Genomic DNA, 17,584 nt, shown 5'->3' with positions numbered 1-17,584 from the left:
CGCTCACGCACCGTGGCCGGGCGCTCGACCCGAACCCCGGCCCGGCTCCACCCGCGCCTAGCCGACGAGGACCTTGCTGCCCGTCGCGCGGTCGGCCAGGGCGTCCAGCATCTCCGGCGCGGTGGTCTCCGCGCCCAGCCGGACGGTCTTGTTGGTCCCGTGGTAGTCGCTGGACCCGGTCACCAGCAGGCCCAGGTCGCCCGCGAGCGAGCGGAGCCGGTCGCGGGTCGCGGTGTCGTGGTCCGGGTGGTCCACCTCGACCCCCGTCAGCCCCTTGCCCGCCAGGTCCGCCACGACCTGGTCGGTCACGATCGGACCGCGCGACACGGCGAACGGGTGGGCCAGGACCGTCACGCCGCCCGCGTCGGTGATCATCTCGATCGCCCGCTCGACGGGTGTGTCGGTCTTCGGCACGTAGTACCGGCCGCCGGTGAGGTACTTGGCGAACGCCTCGTTGACGCTCTCGACCACGCCCGCGCGCATCAGCGCCATCGCCAGGTGGGGCCTGCCCGCCGGAGCGTCCTCCGGCAGCGCGGCCATGAGTTCGTCGGGGTCGATGGGGAAGCCGTCCTCGACCATGCGGGCCGCCATCACGCGGACCCGGTGTCTGCGCTCGGACCTCAGCCTGAGCTGCTCCTCGATGATCGCCACCGAGGTGGGGTCGTAGAGGTAGGCCAGCAGGTGGACTGTGATCAGCCGCCCCAGGCCGTCCATCGAGGCGCACGACAGCTCGGCACCGCGGACGAGCCGCAGACCGGGCGGCAGCGCGGCGGCGGCTTCCTGCCACCCCGCTGACGTGTCGTGGTCGGTGATCGCGACCGCGTGGAGCCCGGTGGCCGCCGCGGCGGCCACCAGTTCCGCGGGCGTGTCGGTGCCGTCGGACTGACTTGAATGGGCGTGCAGGTCGATGCGCACCCGTGCAGTGTGGCCGACGGCCTCGACCACCGCTCCTACGGCACCATCTTCTTGCCTCGCGCGACCCGTTGAGCCTTGATCATCGAGAAGCGGTCGGCCTGGGCCTTCTTGTCGCCGAAGGTCAGTTCCGAGATGGCGTCGTACACCTGCTCGGGGTTCGGCAGGAACTCGATCCGGTTCAACGCCTGGATCTGCCCCGCCGACTCCACGACCAGGGTGCCGTAGCCGAACATCCGGCCCAGCACCGTCCGCTCGTAGGTGAGGTCGGTGACCTTGGTGATCGGCATCATCGCCACCTTGGTCTCGAAGACCCCGGAGGAGATCATGAACCGCTTGTCGGTCACCACGATCCGCTCGACCCACCACTCCATGACGAAGTAGGCCAGCCGGAGCAGCACGAACAGCGCGGCGTACCAGAGCACGTTCTGGACGATCCCCGCGTTGTCGGGCAGCAGGTAGGAGATCATCATCGCGCCGGCGAGCAGAGCCGCCGCTTCGAGGATGTCCCACAGCAAGCTGCTCCAGTGCCTGCGCACCCTGATGACCCGACGCTCGGTACCGAGCAGGTACTCGTCGGGGTCTCTCGGAGCGAACACGGCCTACCGCCTCTCGCCGTCGGAGGGAGCCGGGCGACTCAGAACAATTGTTTCACGAAAGTGATCAGCGCCTCAGCTGCTCCCCGGAGCGTGGCCAGGATGTTCTGCACCAGCTGAGCCGCTTGCTGTGGCTCGGCGATGAGGAAGAACAGCAGCAAGCCGACCCCTGCGAAGGTGAGAATCTTCTTCAGATTCACAATGATCAACCCCGTCCGCTACCCGCACCCTGTTGGCGCCAGATGAAAACCGTTGTACCGCACTCCGCGGCACGTTGGAGGATTTGTACCGCACATGGGTCAGTGCGGTGCACCACCGATCCGGTACGACTACGTTCGGTAACCGTGACGCGGAGCGTTGGACCGAGCATCCGGTGCGTTGGTGGGATCGTGTTCGACACCGACGGGCGACTACTACTTGTGCGACGGCTCAATCCACCAGGTGAGGGACTGTGGTCGATCCCCGGCGGCCGAGTGGAGCCCGGAGAGGCCGATGACGAGGCCGTGAGGCGCGAACTGGCCGAGGAGACGGGACTCTCCGTCACCGTCGACCGGTGGGTCGGCACCGTCACCCGTCCGGCCGCAGGCGGCGCCTACGAGATCCACGACTACCTCTGCCAGGTCGAATCGGGTGTGCTCCTAGCGGGGGACGACGCATCGGATGCACGCTGGTGCTCCACTGCGATCTTGACCACACTTCGGGAGGCCGATCTACTCACCGAGGGCCTCTACACCGCTCTTGACGAGTGGGGACAGCTGCCGCGGAGCTGAGCGGCTTCGCCCGATCGGGTTCGGTTCACTCCCACGATGTGGGAACGCATCACGCCAGCCAGACGAGCCGCTGGCCGTGCAGCCCCGTCTTCGCCAGCGCCCGCGCGACGGGCGGCGCGCCGGTGCCGTCCCAGTGCGCCGTGCCGAGCACGCCGAACGCCGGTTCGCGGTCCCCCGGCCGCAGGTCGTCGCGGCCCGGCAGCACGTGCGCGAGGCCCGCGCCGTAGGCCTCGTGGCTGATCCACCACACCGGGCGGCCGAGGTCGCCGAGCGCGGCCACGAACTCCGCGCGCCTCCCCTCGGGCAGGTACGGCATCAGGGTGCTGGTGATCACCACGAGCGGCAGCTCGGCGGGCACGAGCGCGGCGGCCCTCGCCAGGTCGTCGACGGCGTCGCCCTCGACGAACACCGGTGGCGCCTTGCGCTGCACGGTGGCGGCCACGCCGAAGTACCGCAGCCGCTCGGGCTGGTCGGCCCAGATGCAGGCCTCCAGCCACGCGTAGGCGTCCTCGTCGGTCAGGTCGACGGGGGCGAGGTCCAGACCGACCTTCGCGGCCACCTTGACCGTCTTGGGCAGCTTCGGCAGCTCGACGCCGGGAGCGACCTCCAGCGCGCAGTGCAGCCCGAGCAGGGCCTTCGGCGGGCCGCTGACGAGCTGCCCGGCCTGGAGGGTCTGGTACCGGTAGCCGTACTGGTCGAGCCCGAGCAGCAGGCCCGCGCTCGTGCCGACCTCCAGCAGCCCCAGCGGCGACCCCGCCTGCTTCGCCACCGCGGCGACGGCCGGGAACAGCAGCGCGGCCCGGCGGACCTCGTTGGTCTGCGTGGTCCGGGTCGTGACGAGCGCGCGCACCTTCTCCGCGCGCTGGAGGACGAAGTCGCGGAACAGCGGCCACGTGCGCTCGTCGGCGCCGTACGTGCCGCCCAGCGACGGGTAGTAGTTCGACAGCTCGTGGAACGGTTCGGCCTGGAGCAGCCGGTGGGCCGCCGCGAGGAGGAGCGTCGGGTGCCCGAACCCCTCCGGCGCGGCGGCCAGCAGACCGGCGACCTCCGGATCGTCGGCGGCCTTCAGCGCGAGGTGCTCGTACAGCGGCGAGACCCCCGCGGCCTCCACCTCCGCGAACCGCCGCAGCTTGCTCCGCACCAGGTCCAGAGAGGTCACGTCACTCCTTCGGTTCAGGCCTACCCGGCTGCTCGCCACCGCGGCTCGCGCCGTAGGACTCCTTCGGCACCATGACCTTGCGCCGGAACACGCAGACGACCGTGCCGTCCTGCTTGTACCCGCGGGTCTCCACGTGCACGATGCCCCGGTCGTCCTTCGACTTCGACGGGGTCTTGTCGAGCACCTCGGTCTCACCGTAGATGGTGTCGCCGTGGAAGGTCGGCTTGATGTGCTTGAGGGACTCGACCTCCAGGTTCGCGATCGCCTTCCCCGAGACGTCCGGCACGGACATGCCCAGCAGCAGCGAGTACACGTAGTTGCCGACGACGACGTTCTTGCCGAAGTCGGTCGTCTCCGACGCGTAGTGCGCGTCCATGTGCAGCGGGTGGTGGTTCATCGTGAGCAGGCAGAACAGGTGGTCGTCGTACTCCGTCACGGTCTTGCCAGGCCAGTGCTTGTAGACGGCGCCGACCTCGAACTCCTCGTAGTAACGACCGAACTGCACCGCACGCCTCCAGTGGTGTGTGATCCGAACCCCACCGGTCGGGCGGACCGGGAATCCGACCGGGGAGACAGTAGAAACACCAAGGGAGTACCCTCGGCAACTGGTCTGTGAGCGAATCCACCGCTCGTGGCCGTCGACCCGAGGAGGTGAGGACGCACCCATGAACAAGGACCCCCATCCTGCGAGTACCACCCGCGTCCCCTCCGGTTGGGTCCACCTCTAGCGGTCGGCCCCTGCGGTACCGGTCGGGACGCTCCGGTGTCGGAGCCCCTCTCCCAGCAAGTCAGCGAGGCTCCGGCGCGTCGTCAGCGAGTTCACGACGTGTGCCTGGAGGACCAATGCGCAACCTGCCTTCGCTGGGCGGCCTGAGAGGCCGCGCGCCCCGCCGCGCCGCCCCGCGGGCCGTCCCCGTCCCCGTGCCGCTGTCGGCCTACGTCGTGGACTGCGCGGTCTACGTCGACGGGAAGCGCCTGCCCGGCCGCTGGACGCACACGGCGGCGGTGGAGGAGGTCCGCGAGCGCGGCGACGGCTTCGTGTGGATCGGTCTGCACGAGCCGGACGAGGAGCAGATCCAGGGCGTCGCCGAGACGTTCGGGCTGCACGAGCTGGCCGTCGAGGACGCGGTGCACGCGCACCAGCGGCCGAAGCTGGAGCGCTACGACAACACGCTGTTCATGGTGCTCAAGACCGTGAAGTACGTGCAGAACGCGTCGCCGGACACCGCGAACGAGATCGTCGAGAGCGGCGAGATCATGGTGTTCCTCGGGCGCGACTTCGTCGTCACGGTGCGGCACGGCAACCACTCGGGCCTCAGCGCCGTCCGGCACGACCTGGAGTGCGACGCGGAGAAGCTGCGGGTGGGCCCGGCCGCGGTGCTGTACTCGATCTCGGACCACGTCGTGGACAACTACCTCGACGTGACGTCCCGGATCGAGGACGACATCGACCAGATGGAGGCGATGGTGTTCGCGCCGCGCAGCCGGGTCAGCGCGGACCAGATCTACCTCATGAAGCGCGAGGTGCTGGAGCTGCGGCGCGCGGTCATGCCGCTCGCGATCCCGTTGCGGCGCTTGGCTGAGGGCTACACGCCGCTGATCCCGGAGCAGGTGCGCTCGTACTTCCGCGACGTGGACGACCACCTCATCGAGGTGTCGGAGCGGGTCACCAACTTCGACGAGCTGCTCACCACGCTCGTCGACGCGACGCTGGCGAAGATCACCCTCCAGCAGAACTCGGACATGCGGAAGATCTCCGCGTGGGTCGCGATCATCTCGGTGCCGACGATGGTGGTCGGCGTCTACGGGATGAACTTCGAGAACATGCCCGAACTCAAGTGGAAGTACGGCTACCCGCTGGTGGTCTCCGCGGTCATCGTGGCGTGCCTGATCCTCTACCGAATATTTCGTCGGAACCGCTGGCTCTAGCCCCCCAGTCCCCACCCGACCCGACGGGATGTCCCCACCATGACCAGAATCCTCTCGAACCCCCGCTTCTGGGTGCTCGCCTTCCTCATGGCCTGGCTCACGATGATCACCACGATCATCGCGCAGCAGCCCTGATCTCCGTCCGGAACGCTCCTAGTCCCACGCCTGCTGGTCCCACGTGAACGGGATGCCGTGCCCGCTGCCGCTGCCCAGTCGCAGCGAGACCCCCGCGGGCCAGGTCTTCAGCAGCAGGTGGAACTCGTAGCCGGTGTGCGTGCGTCGGGGCTCGAACACCAGCAGCGCCAGCGGGGCTCCGGGGGTCGCGCGCGCGACGGCGTCAGCCAGGATCGCGCGGCCCTCGGCCCTGTCGGCCGACGAGACGTACTGCCACACCACGGAGTGCCAGACCACGGTCAGCACGTCCGGCGCGCTGTCGGCGAGCCGGTCCGCGAGCCACTGCGGACCGGTCGTCCGCCGCACGGGCGCCGGGGCGACCGCGGCGAGCGCCAGCGCGGTCTGCAACCGCTCCCAGCGGTCGAGCTGGTCGGCCCACACGAACGACGACAGCGCCAACCTGCCGTCCTCTGTGGACACGTCGATCGGGTTGAGGTCGCAGCCCTCCCGCTCGACGATCCGCAGCGGCCGCGACAGGTCGACGGCGGGCCGCCCCGTCCACCGCGCGTCGAGCTCGAACGGGCTGTCCCGGTCGCCGACGACCTCGTCGGCGCCGAGCCGGTAGGCGATGCGGTCCGGGTGCAGGTTGAGGCCCGCGCTGGCGCCGATCTCCAGCAGGCGCACGGCGAACGGCGTCGACCGGCCCGCCGCGAGCGCCGCGGCGTGCGCGGCGACCTGGAGGCCGCCGAACAGCGGCGCGCTGCGGCCGGGCTCGTTGGTCTGCACGACCGTCGCGCCGATGCGGGCCCTCAGCTCGTCGGTGTGCTCGTGCAGCACCGGGAGCGCGGCCTCCCACAGCGTCTCCAGGCGCGGGCTGCCGCCGACGGTCGGGTAGTGCTCGGCCAGGCCGGGAGCCCGACCCTCCAGGACGAGCCGGTGCAGGGCCGCCGCGAACCGCAGGCCGGGCACCGTGCCCCTGCGGTCGCACTCGTGGCCCGCCATCACGCGGGTGGTCACGCCGCCAGCTCCGTGGTCGGCCGCGGCGCTCAGGAGCAGGGACTCGGTGAGGGGACTTGACCCCTCGCAGCTCTTGGCCGCGTCGGTGAAAAGCTGGGCGAGCACCACCAGACGCTAACCCCGTTCACCGCGCTCCGACGGCCGGAACACGCTATTTCACCCGTCCCGGCGCAACGGCGCCAGCAGTCGTCGCACAGCGTTGCGCAGGTCCTCGCGGGACAACGGGTTCGCGCTGACCCACTCGCCGTCCTGCGACACCCGGTAGCGCCCGCGCGGGGTGTCCAGCCAGGACAGCTCGGCGCCGAACCGGACGTCCTCGCGGTCCTCGCCGTGCAGCCCGTTCGGCCTGCTGGCGCCGAGCTGGCCCTGGCCGAGCACGGGTTGCAGGTGCGCGATCATCCGGCGCAGCACGCGCTCGTCGACGCCGTTGTGCTCCAGCAGGTCCGGCAGCTCGGACTCGCGGAACTCCTCGCCGTCCTCGATCCGCCTCGCCATCTCGGACTCGGCGGCCCGCAGCGCCCGCAGCGGCACGCTGATCGGGCTCGACCCCGCCTGCTCCACGTCCGGGACGAGCCGGACGAGCGCGTCCACCGCGCGGTCGATCGGCATCGACCGCAGCCGGACGACCTCGTCCTCCTCGTCGGAGCGCTGCACGGCCAGCAGCGCCGTGTGCCCGTCGACCATGGCGACGGCGCGGGTCGTCGTCTTGTCGTCCACGACGACGACGTCCAGCGCGCCACCGCGGTCGCGCAGCAGCCGCACGAACTCCTCGGCGGCCCCGAGCGGGCCGCCCTCGTTCGCCAGGCCGCGGGCTTCGAGGGTCTGCTGCGCGGCCTGGAACACGACCGACCGCTCCAGCTCGGTCGTGCCGCTGGACGGGACCTCCAGCGGGAACGGCGGCTCGACCTCGGCGTACGTGCAGAGGAGGTCGACCTCGTAGGGGTGCAGCTCGCTCACGTCGTGCGCAGCGAGTGAGCGGCGTTGGCGTCGTCGGCGCGGTAGCGGGCGACGGTCTGCTCGGCGCTGTCCACGAACTCGTCCATCCGCGTGAGCGCGACGCCGAGCTGGTCGAGCAGGCCGTCCGCACCGGCGAGCCGGTCGGTGAACTTGTCCGACAGGGCGCTGCCGACCGGGCTCGTGCCCATGTGCGGGCTGTTGGCCGGGTGCATCAGCTCCTCGGCGTCGCGGCGCATCGCCTCGAAGTGGGCGCGCACCTCCGCGACGGCGAGGGCGAACTCCTTGACCTGATCCGGCTCGACCTGCCAGCCGCCCGCGGAACTCGATTCCTGGGTGTACACGATCCTTGCTCCTCCACGGGTTCTACAGGCCGATGACCGGCGGTGCGGCTTTCTGGTCGCTGCTGAACAGGTCTTCCTCCAGCGGGAAGCGCCGGTCGTACTCGCGGTCCTCGTCGCCCTGGCCTCGGCCCGCCAGCGGACCACCGGCCATGCCGACGCCCCCGCCGAGCCGTCCGCCCGCGCCGAACCGGTTGCCGCCGCGCAGCATGTCCCGCGCCCCGGCTCCGACGCCGCCCGCGCCACGGCCGGGCGGCAGCGCGCCCAGCAGGCCACCGGGGCCGCCGAACGGACCGCCGAAGCCGAACTTGCCCGCACCCGCGAGACCACCGGCGCCCGCGCCCCGACCGAGGGCGTCCGCGCCCAGCGCGTTCGGACCACCGGTCAACGCCGCCCAGCGCGGGTCGTGGCCACCGCCCGCGAAGCTCGGGATCGTGGTGCCCCTGCCGCCGGACGTGCCGGTGTCGCCACCGGACGGACCGCCGCCACCACCGGGCAGGGGCTGGTGGTCACCGGGGAGCGTGCCGACACCGCCGCTGCCGCCACCGGGCGGGAGCCCGCCCGCGCCGCCACCGGGACCCGTCGCGGGCCCCGTGAACGCGGGGGTGGTGCCGTCGACGTCCATCGCCGCGTTCTCGAACCGCTGCATCGTCTGCACGGCCCGCCGCTTCAGCTTCCGCTTCTTGCTGGCCCCGCCGAACACCGAGCCGATGCCGCCGATCATGGCGCCGATGCCCGCGCCGATCGGGCCGCCGACCGCGAAGCCCGCCGCCGCGCCGCCGCCGAGCGCCGACCAGCTGAAGCCACCGGGGGGAGCGGGCATCTGCTGCTGGGCGGAGCGCAGTGCGCCCGCCGCGCTGTCGATCGGGCCCGCCATCCTCGCCGCGGTCTCACCGAGGTCGTTCAGCCAGGAGACGTTGCTCTTCACCGTCGCCGCGGCCTGGTCGGCGGCGCTGCCCGACCAGAAGCGCATGAGCTTGTCGAGCGAGCGCTGGAGCTCCTCGGAGCGGTTCGCGATGCTCTCGCCCTGCCGGGTCCACGTGTCGGCCAGCCGTTCCACGTTGACCGGGTCGGCGTTCTCCCAGACCATCTTGAACAGGGCCTTGTGGCTGAACCCGTCCCAGTGCGTCCCGCCGACCACGTACCGGTCGTCCTCCCGACCGTGCGCCCGCGACTCGGAGAACTCCCGCGCCGCCTGCACCACGAAGGTGAACAGGCCCTGGAACAGCCCACCGCTTTGCACCACGTCCGTCTCCCCCGGCATAGATGTCGAACCTGCAAGCTAGCGGATCCGACGCCGCGCACGACAGGTCAGTTCCGCCGAATCCGAACTACCCTCGGGGGATGCCGAAGGTTCTCGCCGTGGCCGATGAAGTGGTCGAACAGCTCTGGACCGACCAGGTCCGCAAGCACGACGTCGACCTGATCGTCGCCGCGGGCGACCTGCCGTTCGACTACCTGGAGCACCTCTCGTCGGCACTGGACAAGCCGTGCGTGTTCGTGCCGGGCAACCACGACACCGACCTGACCGGCTACGCCAACGTGCGGGGGCTGTGGACCAGGGCCGGGATCCCGTCGCGCTGGCCAGGCCCGGACGGCGGCACGAACGCCGACCAGCGGGTCGTCGACGTCGCGGGCCTGCGGATCGCCGGGCTGGGCGGGTCGATCCGGTACAACGAGGGCCCGAACCAGTGGACCGAGCGCCAGCAGGCGAGGCGGTCGCGCCGGATGGTCCGCCAGGCGGGCTGGCGGAAGCTGCGCGACGGCCGCGGCGTCGACGTGCTGCTCACCCACTCCCCGCCGCGCGACTGCGGCGACGAGCAGGACGCCCCGCACCGCGGGTTCGCGTGCCTGCACTCCACCGTCCGCAGGCTCCGGCCGCCGCTCCTGCTGCACGGGCACATCCACCCCCACGGCGAGCGGAAACCCGATCGCCACCTCGGCGACACCCGCGTGGTGAACGTCGTGGGCTACAAGGTGCTGGACATCCCCTCGACCACCTCGGAGGCGCGCGGTGCGCCGTGACACCGGGTTCCCCGTCGCCGACGCGGAGAACGACTTCACCAGGATGCGGCGGCAGCAGGTGCTGTCGCGGCTCTCGACCTGGCTGCGCCGCGAGCCGGACGACGTGAACATCATGCTGCCGTTCGACGAGGTCGTGGAGGCCCTCGGCCGGGTCAGCGAGCGCCGCGTCGGCATGCAGACGATCCGGCTGGACTCGATCGTCGGCAGCGTCGACCGCACCCGCGACTTCGACCGCCGCTTCCGCCCCACGTCCGCGCGGGTGCGGGAGCGCTGGCAGCGCCTGGCGCTGGCGGCGCGGCGGGGCGAGTCCGTGCCGCCGATCGACGTGTACCGCGTCGGCGACCTCCACTTCATCGTGGACGGACACCACCGGGTGTCCGTCGCGCACGCCCTGGGGCTGGACGTCATCGACGCCTACGTGACGGAGGTCGTCACGCGGATCGACGCGCACGGCATCCGCCACCGCGGCGACCTCATCGTCAAGGACTACCGGCGGCTGTTCCTGGAGCGCGTGCCCCTCACCGGCGAGGCCCGCGCCTCGGTCGTGCTGGCCGACTCGTGGGACTACGCCAAGCTCGGCGAGCACGTCGAGGCCTGGGGCTTCCGCCTCATGCAGGACGAGGGCGCGTTCCTGGACCGCGCGACCGTCGCGCGGCGCTGGTACGCCGAGGAGTACCGCCCGGTGGTCGAGCTGCTGCGGCAGGCCGACATGGTGGGCGCCCGACCGGAGACGGAGGCCTACATGTGGGTGGCGGGCGAGCGCTACCGGCTGATCCGCAACCACCGGTGGGACAACGACGTGATCGACGCCCTGCGCGCGACTACCGAGGTGCCTCGGTAGCGGGCAGCGGTCTGGCCTGGTCCATCACCTTGTCCGCGTAGCTGTCCAGCAGGCGCGTCGCGAGCTGCTGCGAGTACCCGAGGATGACCGCCCACAGCAGCAGGGCGGCCTGCGACGCGATCCCGATCAGCCCCGTCGTCACGCCGGCGCCGAGCGCCAGGATGCCGACCACCGCGAGCGCGGAGCCGAGCAGGATCTTGATGGCGGCCTGGTAGCCGATCATCACGTACGGGGAGAGGCTCGGTCTGCGGCGCAGCAGCAGCACGACGGCGGCGAGGACGGCACCGAACGCGCCCAGCAGCTGGATCAGCCACACGTCCGCCGCCGACGACGCCCGGCCTCCGGGGCAGACCATCGGGAGCCGCTCGGAGCTGACGCACATCGGCAGCAGCCCCGGCTTCACCAGCCCCACGACGCCCAGCACGGTGTTGATCAGGAACAGCACCGCGGACGCCGCGATCAGCTTGTTGCGCAAGGCTCGCGACCCGGCGTGGGCGAAGTCGGAGTTGTCGAACGCGGCGCGCAGCGCGTCCACCACGATCGCCCGCTCGATCGCGGGCGTGAACTCACCGGGCCGCAGCTCCTCCAGGGCTCTCCGCCTCGGGTCGTCCTCCGCCAGGTTGGCGGACACCCTCGCCCTCAGGCCCGGCATGCGCCCCAGCAACCCCTTCTCCGCCGCGACGGTCGCGATCTCCGCCTCGTGCAGCGACCGCCAGGCCCGCTCGATGTGCCAGCCGGACCACCAGGACGCGACGCCCTTCCACCGCGACTCCTTGCGGGTCAGCATGTCCTCCACGACGGCCGCCTCGCGCTCGGCCGTCTCCCTCCACACCGTGCCCTCCGGGTCGAGCGGGTCGGGAGGGCCCAGCGCCGCCAGGTCGGCCCGGACGCGGTCCAGCCGCGACTGCACGACCAGCCGCCAGTCGCTCACCTTCGGAGTGCGCTCGCCCATGCAGTGATGGTGGCACCGGGCACCGACAGAAAAGCGATCACCCGAACGTGTGGCCGGCCGCGAATCCCGTCGAATTCATCCCACTGCGAGCCTGCGGACGTGGAGCGCGGCCACCGGGCGCGTGTCCGGCCGCCCGAGCACGACGGGCTGGACCCGTGGTCCGACCTGCCCACCCGGACCTCGGCCCGGCCGCCGTGCTCACCGACGGTGACGGCGGCGCGTCCCGCTGACCGATGTGGACCAGCGGTCCCGGAGCCCGGCACCGAAGCCACCAGGCCCGACCGCACGGCGGTCGCGGTCCCTCCCGCGCCGACCCGCCGGGCTGGTCGGGTGGGTGCGCCGAACGGTCCGGCGCACCCCGTTCGGCTCACGCCGTCTGCGACGGCTCCACGATCTCGCGCAGCCGCGGCGGCATGCGCTTCTCCAGCCCGAACGGCTCCAGGTGGGCCTGGAAGACCCCGGTGAACGCCCGCTCGACGCTCGCGGTGTCCCAGGTGTCGCTCTCCAGGATCGGCTGCTTGAAGTACGGGTGCCCGACCAGGTGCAGCTGGCGGCCGTTGCAGCGGATGATCTGCCCGGTGATGCCGACCGAGGCCTCCGACAGCAGGAACATCACCAGCGGGGCGACCTTGCCCGGCAGGCGGTCGGCGGGGATCGCCCGCAGGGACCGCTCGGACTTCCACACCATCCTCGTGTGCGCGACCGGGCAGACCGCGTTGACGCGGATCCCCTCGCCCTCCAGGTCCAGTGCCCACGAGGAGCTGAGGGACGCCACGGCGCCCTTGGTCGCGGAATAGGTGGCGAGTTTCCGCTGGCCCAGGAAAGCGCCGGAGGAGATGTTCACGATCGACCCGCCGCCGCCGTGTTCGCGCATGGCGCGCATGGCGGCCATGCCGGTGTAGATGACCCCGAGGAGGTTCACCTCGACGACCTGGCGGATCGTCTCGGGGTCGTCCTCCCACGGGTGGGTCTCGTAGTTCAACCCCGCGTTGTTCACCAGACCGTCGAGCCTGCCGAATTCCGAAAGGGCGAGACCCACGATCTTCTCGGCCTCGCTCGGATCGGCGACGGTGTGCGTGCTGGCCACCGCCGTGCCGCCGTGGTCCCTGATGTGCTTCGCGACCTGTTCGGCCAGGTCACCGTCGTTGTCGTTGACCACCACGGAGGCACCGGCCAGAGCCGCGTGCATCGCGTAGGCCTCACCCAGACCTCGGCCGGCCCCCGTGATGACCACTACTTTTCCGTCAAGAATCCCCATAGCGCGCCCAACTCTCGTCCCGGTTCCCCGACGAAAACCCAGCCGGGATGTTTCCGCCTTCGACCAGCGTGAGCCGGTTCCGAAGGTGTCCCGCTCTGGTTTCGACGAGAAGTCGTCGGGCTGCGCTGAATGGCCGTGGGATCTTCGTCCGGGCTAGTGAAGGCGACTAGTCAGTAACCGACCGTGACGCAGAGTTCACCAAAGAGAAAGCGGGCCACTCGTGAGTGACCCGCTTTCCTTGTTTCGACAACTAATTCGGACTAGTCCTCGGAAAACGTGAGGTTCCGGCCGGTGGCCGGGTCGAAGAGCTGCACCTTGTCGGCGTTGAACCAGATCTCCGCCTGCTCGCCCTCCTTGGCCCCGGAGGCCGCGGAGATGCGGGTGACGAGCGGGACGCCCGCGCTGCTCCCCGCGTCGGCCGTGCCCGAGTCGGCGGCCAGCTCGGCCAGCTCGGCGGACGTCGCCTGCTCACCGGAGAGGGTGAAGTAGGCGAACTTGTCCGAGCCCATGGACTCCAGCACGTCGACGTTGCTGGTGAACGTGTGCCCGCCGCCGCGCTGGTGCTCCTCGACGAGCCGCGAGTCCTCGAAGTGCTCGGGGCGGATGCCGACGATCACCTCGCGGGGCGCGTCGGCGGCCTCGGCCATGCGGCGGACGCGGTCGCTGAGCGGCACGTCGCCCAGCGGCGAGCGCAGCACGCCGTCCTCCAGCCCGGCCGGGACGAAGTTCATCGACGGCGAGCCGATGAACCCGGCGACGAACAGGTTGGCCGGGTGGTCGTAGAGGTACTGCGGGGCGCCGATCTGCTGCACCGCGCCGCCCCGCATGACCACCACGCGGTCGCCGAGCGTCATCGCCTCGGTCTGGTCGTGCGTCACGTAGACCATGGTCGTGCCGAGCTGCTTCTGCAACCGCGACACCGAGGTCCGCATCTGGACGCGCAGCTTCGCGTCCAGGTTGGACAGCGGCTCGTCCATGAGGAACGCCTTGGGGCTGCGGACGATCGCCCGGCCCATCGCGACGCGCTGCCGCTGACCACCGGAGAGGTTGGACGGCTTGCGGTCGAGGTGCTGGCCGAGGTCGAGGATCTCCGCGGCGTCGTTCACCTTCTTCTCGACGGTCGCGTCGTCCACCTTGGCCAGTCGCAGCGGGAACGCCATGTTCTCCCGCACGGTCATGTGCGGGTACAGGGCGTAGGACTGGAACACCATCGCGATGTCCCGGTCCTTCGGCGCGCGCTCGTTGACGCGCTCGCCGCCGATGCGCAGCTCGCCGGTGGTGATGTCCTCCAGCCCGGCGATCATGTTGAGGGTGGTGGACTTCCCGCAGCCGGACGGGCCGACCAGGATGATGAACTCGCCGTCGGCGATCTCGATGTCCACCTCCTGGACGGCCAGGGCACCGTCCGGGTACTTCTTGGTCACCTTGTCCAGAACGATTTCGGCCATGTGCAACTCACCCCTTGACGGCGCCGGAGGTCAGCCCCGCGACGATTCGGCGCTGGAAGAACAGAACGAACAGGATGATCGGGATCGTGATCACCACGGCGGCCGCGGCGATCGAGCCGGTCGGGTCCTCGAACTGGGAGCTGCCGGTGAAGAACGACAGCGCGACGGGGACCGTCCTCGACTTCTCGGTCGAGGTCAGCGAGATCGCGAACAGGAAGTCGTTCCAGCAGAAGATGAACACCAGGATGGCGGTGGTGAACACACCGGGCGCGGCCAGCGGGGCGATGACCCTGCGGAAGGCCTGCCCCGGGGTGGCGCCGTCCATCTTGGCGGCCTTCTCCAGTTCCCACGGGATCTCCCGGAAGAACGCCGACAGCGTGTAGATCGCCAGCGGCAGCGCGAACGTGATGTACGGCAGGATCAGGCCGGGCCACGTGTCGAAGAGGCCGAGCGAGCGCTCGATCTCGAACAGCGGGGACACCAGCGACACCTGCGGGAACATCGCGATCAGCAGGGAGACGCCGACGAGCAGCGACTTGCCGGGGAAGTCGAGCCTGGCGATGGCGTACGCCGCCATCGTGCCGAACACGACGGCGACGGCGGTCGCGATCAGCGCGATGCCGATCGAGTTCGCCAGCGCCCGCACGAACTCCGTGGTGGCGAAGATGTTCGAGTAGTTGTCGAACGTCCAGTCGCGCGGGATGAAGTTGCCGTCCGCCAGGGTTTCCTTGGACTTGAACGACAGCGACACGATCCACAGCACCGGGAACAGCGCGTAGATGACCACGATCGCGTTGAGGATGCCCCACCGGGTCTTCTTGGCCGTCGTCTCGGCCCCACCGATGCCCGCCATCAGCGCTTCCCCCCGTCGTCGCTACCAGGGGCAGCCGTGCCGAACAGCTTGATGAAGATGAACGCGATGATCGCGACGGCGATGAAGATGAGCACCGACATCGTCGAACCGATGCCGAGGTTCAGCCCCTTGATGAGGTTGTTGTACGTCAGCATCGACACCGACGACGTCCCCTGGGACCCGCCGGTGAGCACGAACAGGTTGTCGAAGATGCGGAACGCGTCGAGCGTGCGGAACAGCAGCGCGACGAGGATCGCGGGCTTCATCAGCGGCAGGATCACCTTGGTGAACCGCTGCCAGCCCGACGCGCCGTCGAGGGCCGCGGCCTTGAGCAGGTCGTCCGGCACGAGCGCCAGGCCCGCCATCAGCAGCAGCGCCATGAACGGCGTCGTCTTCCACACCTCGGCCAGGATGACCACGGCGAGCGCCGGGATCTTCTCCGTCAGCACGGGGTCGCCGCCCATCAGCTCGGCCAGGTAGCCGGTGCCGGGCGTCCACGCGTACCGCCACGAGAAGGCCGCCACGACCGTGACGATGCCGTACGGGATCAGCGTCGACGTGCGGACGACGCCGCGGCCGACCAGCGTGCGGTGCATGATCAGCGCCAGCGCCATGCCCAGCACCAGTTCGATGACGACGGACACGACCGTCAGCACGACCGTCACCCACACCGCGTTCCACCAGTACGGGCTGGAGAGGACGGTGACGTAGTTGTCCAGCCCGACGAACTCCTGCCGGTCGGGGAACTTCAGGTCGTAGCGCTGGAGCGACAGGTAGACGGAGTAGATGATCGGCCACGCGGTGACCGCGATCATGATGATCGCGGCGGGTGCGCAGAGCAGCAGCCCGAGCTTCCGCTCGGCCTTCTTGCCCTCGCTCAGCACCACCTTCTTCTTGGGCTCGGCGGCCTTCACCGCCGCGCCGGACTTCTCGGTCGTCGCCTGGCTCACGGCAGCACCCCCTTGGAGTCGAGCGCGTCCTGGAGCTCGGAGCGCAGGCGGTCTGCCGTCGCCTGCGGGTCGATGCTCGCGGGCGGCGAGAGGATGGTCGAGATGACCGTGGAGACGTTCTGGTACGCGGGGGTCCGCGGGCGGACGCTCGCGGTCTTCAACGTCTCCAGGATCGCGTCCTTCATCGGGTACGGCTTCGCCATCTCCGGGTCGTCGTAGACGGACTCGATGGTCGGCGGGACACCGTCGTTGATGGCCGCGTACTTCTGGCTCTCCGCGCTGCGCAGGCACGTCACCGCGTCGAACGACTCGTCCGGGTGCTCGGTGTAGCTGCTCACCGCGTAGTTGATCCCGCCGACGGTGACCTTGGAGTCACCGCTGCCGACCGACGGGTACGGCGCCCACTTCAGGTTCTTGATGTAGTCGGGGTTCTTCGCGCCCGCCGCGTAGACGTACGGCCAGTTCAGCATGAAGGCCGCCTTGCCCGCCTCCATCGCGAGCCGCGCGTCGTCCTCGGCCGCGTTGGAGAACGACGGGTCGACCACACTGGACGTCGCGAACTTCTTCAACGTCTCCAACGCCTTCACGGCGCCGTCGTCGACGATCGCCTTGGTGCCGTTCTCGTCGAGGATCTTGCCGCCAGCGGAGTTGACCAGGGTGTTGTAGAGGACGACGAGGCCCTCGTACTGCTTGCCCTGGCCCTCGATCAGCCCCGGCTTGCCCTGGGACTGCAACTGCTCCGCCATCTGGATCATCTCGTCCCAGGTCTTCGGCGGTGTGGGCACCAGGTCGCCCCGGTACCAGAGGAGCTGGACGTTCGTGTTGTCCGGAGCCCCGTAGAGCTTGCCCTCGTACCGCGCGGTGTCCAGGGGTGTCTGGAGCGTCCCGTCCTCCACCTCGGACTTCGCCGAGCCGGTGAACTCCTTGATCCAGCCCGCCTTGGCCAGCTCGGCGGTCCACGTGACGTCGAGGCCCAGCACGTCCATGCTGGTGTCCTCGGCGGCCAGCCGCCGCACCATCTGCTCGCGCTGGCCGTCGGCCTCGCGCGGGAGCTTGTGGTAGACGATGTCGTAGCGACCGCCGGACTTCGAGTTGCACTGGTCGACGATCTTTTGAAAACTCTCCTGCGGGTACTTGTACACGTTGATGGTGACCCCGCCATCGCTGGACCCGCATGCCACGAGCACCGGAGCCGCGACGATCGCGGCCCCCAGAGCCGCGGCGATCCGATGGCGTGGTTTTCGGCTACGACCTGACCGGTCGACGTCCCTCATCGGCCTTGCCTCCTTCCGACAAACCACGGAGGAGCCAGACTCGCTGGGTCCGGCACCCCGTCGTGCCCAACCGGCCCCGGACTGCAGTCGCAGCCCGTGGACCGGTGGAAGAAACCTAGGCCTGGTGATCACGAGCCGCAACCAAAGGAGGCAACGATTCAGTCGCGAGCAGCCTCTACCCGATCAAGAGT

19 protein-coding genes are annotated in these 17,584 nt (G+C 70.1%); 4 read left to right on the top strand and 15 right to left on the bottom strand.

The window, feature by feature from the left end:
* Positions 1–57 precede the first annotated feature (57 nt).
* The 3 genes from AC156L_RS11300 to AC156L_RS11290 are packed head-to-tail and all read right to left on the bottom strand — an operon-like array spanning position 58 to position 1,708.
* On the bottom strand, positions 58–915 hold the full coding sequence (locus tag AC156L_RS11300) for a PHP domain-containing protein (protein WP_330880613.1): 858 nt from the start codon (positions 913–915) through the stop codon (positions 58–60).
* Positions 916–950: 35 nt separating this feature from the next.
* Positions 951–1,511: a PH domain-containing protein gene (locus AC156L_RS11295; protein ID WP_330880611.1), complete on the bottom strand. Its 561-nt coding sequence runs from the start codon at positions 1,509–1,511 to the stop codon at positions 951–953.
* A 38-nt stretch (positions 1,512–1,549) separates the two neighbouring features.
* Positions 1,550–1,708 (bottom strand): hypothetical protein, encoded by a 159-nt coding sequence (locus AC156L_RS11290; RefSeq protein ID WP_170155688.1) that lies wholly within the window; start codon positions 1,706–1,708, stop codon positions 1,550–1,552.
* A gap of 144 nt (positions 1,709–1,852) precedes the next feature.
* On the opposite strand from AC156L_RS11290, the gene AC156L_RS11285 reads away from it, so the two are divergent.
* Positions 1,853–2,278, top strand: a complete 426-nt coding sequence (locus AC156L_RS11285; protein ID WP_330880607.1) for an NUDIX hydrolase — start codon at positions 1,853–1,855, stop codon at positions 2,276–2,278.
* Between the two features lie 49 nt (positions 2,279–2,327).
* On the opposite strand, the gene AC156L_RS11280 is transcribed toward AC156L_RS11285, so the two are convergent.
* On the bottom strand, positions 2,328–3,437 hold the full coding sequence (locus tag AC156L_RS11280) for a DUF2332 domain-containing protein (protein WP_330880605.1): 1,110 nt from the start codon (positions 3,435–3,437) through the stop codon (positions 2,328–2,330).
* 1 nt (position 3,438) lies between these two features.
* On the bottom strand, positions 3,439–3,942 hold the full coding sequence (locus AC156L_RS11275) for a MaoC family dehydratase (protein ID WP_330880603.1): 504 nt from the start codon (positions 3,940–3,942) through the stop codon (positions 3,439–3,441).
* Positions 3,943–4,280: 338 nt separating this feature from the next.
* Here AC156L_RS11275 and corA point away from each other — a divergent pair, with 338 nt between their 5' ends.
* Complete coding sequence (gene corA, locus AC156L_RS11270; protein ID WP_330880601.1) at positions 4,281–5,366, top strand: magnesium/cobalt transporter CorA; 1,086 nt, start codon at positions 4,281–4,283, stop codon at positions 5,364–5,366.
* A 153-nt stretch (positions 5,367–5,519) separates the two neighbouring features.
* Here corA and AC156L_RS11265 read toward each other — a convergent pair whose 3' ends face one another.
* Genes AC156L_RS11265 through AC156L_RS11250 form a run of 4 tightly spaced genes read right to left on the bottom strand, consistent with a single transcriptional unit; the run spans position 5,520 to position 9,038 of the window.
* Positions 5,520–6,602 carry a DUF2332 domain-containing protein gene (locus tag AC156L_RS11265; protein WP_330880599.1) on the bottom strand — a complete coding sequence of 361 codons (1,083 nt, stop codon included), beginning with the start codon at positions 6,600–6,602 and terminating at the stop codon, positions 5,520–5,522.
* Between the two features lie 51 nt (positions 6,603–6,653).
* Positions 6,654–7,454 carry an ESX secretion-associated protein EspG gene (locus tag AC156L_RS11260; protein WP_330880596.1) on the bottom strand — a complete coding sequence of 267 codons (801 nt, stop codon included), beginning with the start codon at positions 7,452–7,454 and terminating at the stop codon, positions 6,654–6,656.
* Entirely contained in the window at positions 7,451–7,795 is a 345-nt protein-coding gene (locus AC156L_RS11255) for a hypothetical protein (RefSeq protein ID WP_330880594.1), read from the bottom strand. Before AC156L_RS11255 ends, AC156L_RS11260 begins: the two co-directional genes overlap by 4 nt.
* A 22-nt stretch (positions 7,796–7,817) precedes the next feature.
* The gene (locus AC156L_RS11250) at positions 7,818–9,038 is read right to left on the bottom strand and encodes a PPE domain-containing protein (protein ID WP_330880592.1); all 1,221 of its coding nucleotides are present in this window, start codon (positions 9,036–9,038) and stop codon (positions 7,818–7,820) included.
* Positions 9,039–9,136: 98 nt separating this feature from the next.
* Between AC156L_RS11250 and AC156L_RS11245 the strand changes: the two genes are divergently transcribed.
* Both AC156L_RS11245 and AC156L_RS11240 read left to right on the top strand, forming a co-directional pair.
* On the top strand, positions 9,137–9,817 hold the full coding sequence (locus AC156L_RS11245; protein WP_330880590.1) for a metallophosphoesterase family protein: 681 nt from the start codon (positions 9,137–9,139) through the stop codon (positions 9,815–9,817).
* Between the two features lie 43 nt (positions 9,818–9,860).
* Entirely contained in the window at positions 9,861–10,658 is a 798-nt protein-coding gene (locus AC156L_RS11240; RefSeq protein ID WP_330880701.1) for a chromosome partitioning protein ParB, read from the top strand.
* On the opposite strand, the gene AC156L_RS11235 is transcribed toward AC156L_RS11240, so the two are convergent.
* The 6 genes from AC156L_RS11235 to AC156L_RS11210 form a co-directional block, all read right to left on the bottom strand.
* On the bottom strand, positions 10,639–11,610 hold the full coding sequence (locus tag AC156L_RS11235) for a hypothetical protein (protein ID WP_330880588.1): 972 nt from the start codon (positions 11,608–11,610) through the stop codon (positions 10,639–10,641). The genes AC156L_RS11240 and AC156L_RS11235 overlap by 20 nt on opposite strands.
* 367 nt (positions 11,611–11,977) lie before the next feature.
* Positions 11,978–12,868, bottom strand: a complete 891-nt coding sequence (locus AC156L_RS11230) for an SDR family NAD(P)-dependent oxidoreductase (RefSeq protein WP_330880586.1) — start codon at positions 12,866–12,868, stop codon at positions 11,978–11,980.
* 260 nt (positions 12,869–13,128) lie between these two features.
* Complete coding sequence (locus AC156L_RS11225; RefSeq protein WP_330880584.1) at positions 13,129–14,316, bottom strand: ABC transporter ATP-binding protein; 1,188 nt, start codon at positions 14,314–14,316, stop codon at positions 13,129–13,131.
* A 7-nt stretch (positions 14,317–14,323) separates the two neighbouring features.
* Positions 14,324–15,169, bottom strand: a complete 846-nt coding sequence (locus tag AC156L_RS11220; protein ID WP_330880582.1) for a carbohydrate ABC transporter permease — start codon at positions 15,167–15,169, stop codon at positions 14,324–14,326.
* Positions 15,169–16,119, bottom strand: coding sequence for a carbohydrate ABC transporter permease (locus AC156L_RS11215; RefSeq protein ID WP_414720092.1), 951 nt, complete (start codon positions 16,117–16,119; stop codon positions 15,169–15,171). The genes AC156L_RS11220 and AC156L_RS11215 overlap by 1 nt, the downstream gene beginning before the upstream one ends.
* Positions 16,116–17,393, bottom strand: a complete 1,278-nt coding sequence (locus AC156L_RS11210) for an ABC transporter substrate-binding protein (protein WP_330880580.1) — start codon at positions 17,391–17,393, stop codon at positions 16,116–16,118. Before AC156L_RS11210 ends, AC156L_RS11215 begins: the two co-directional genes overlap by 4 nt.
* Positions 17,394–17,584: the final 191 nt, after the last annotated feature.

This window comes from Umezawaea sp. (assembly GCF_057122925.1).
The sequence above is the reverse complement of the archived record's forward strand: the minus strand, read 5'-3'. Positions and strand labels throughout refer to the sequence as shown.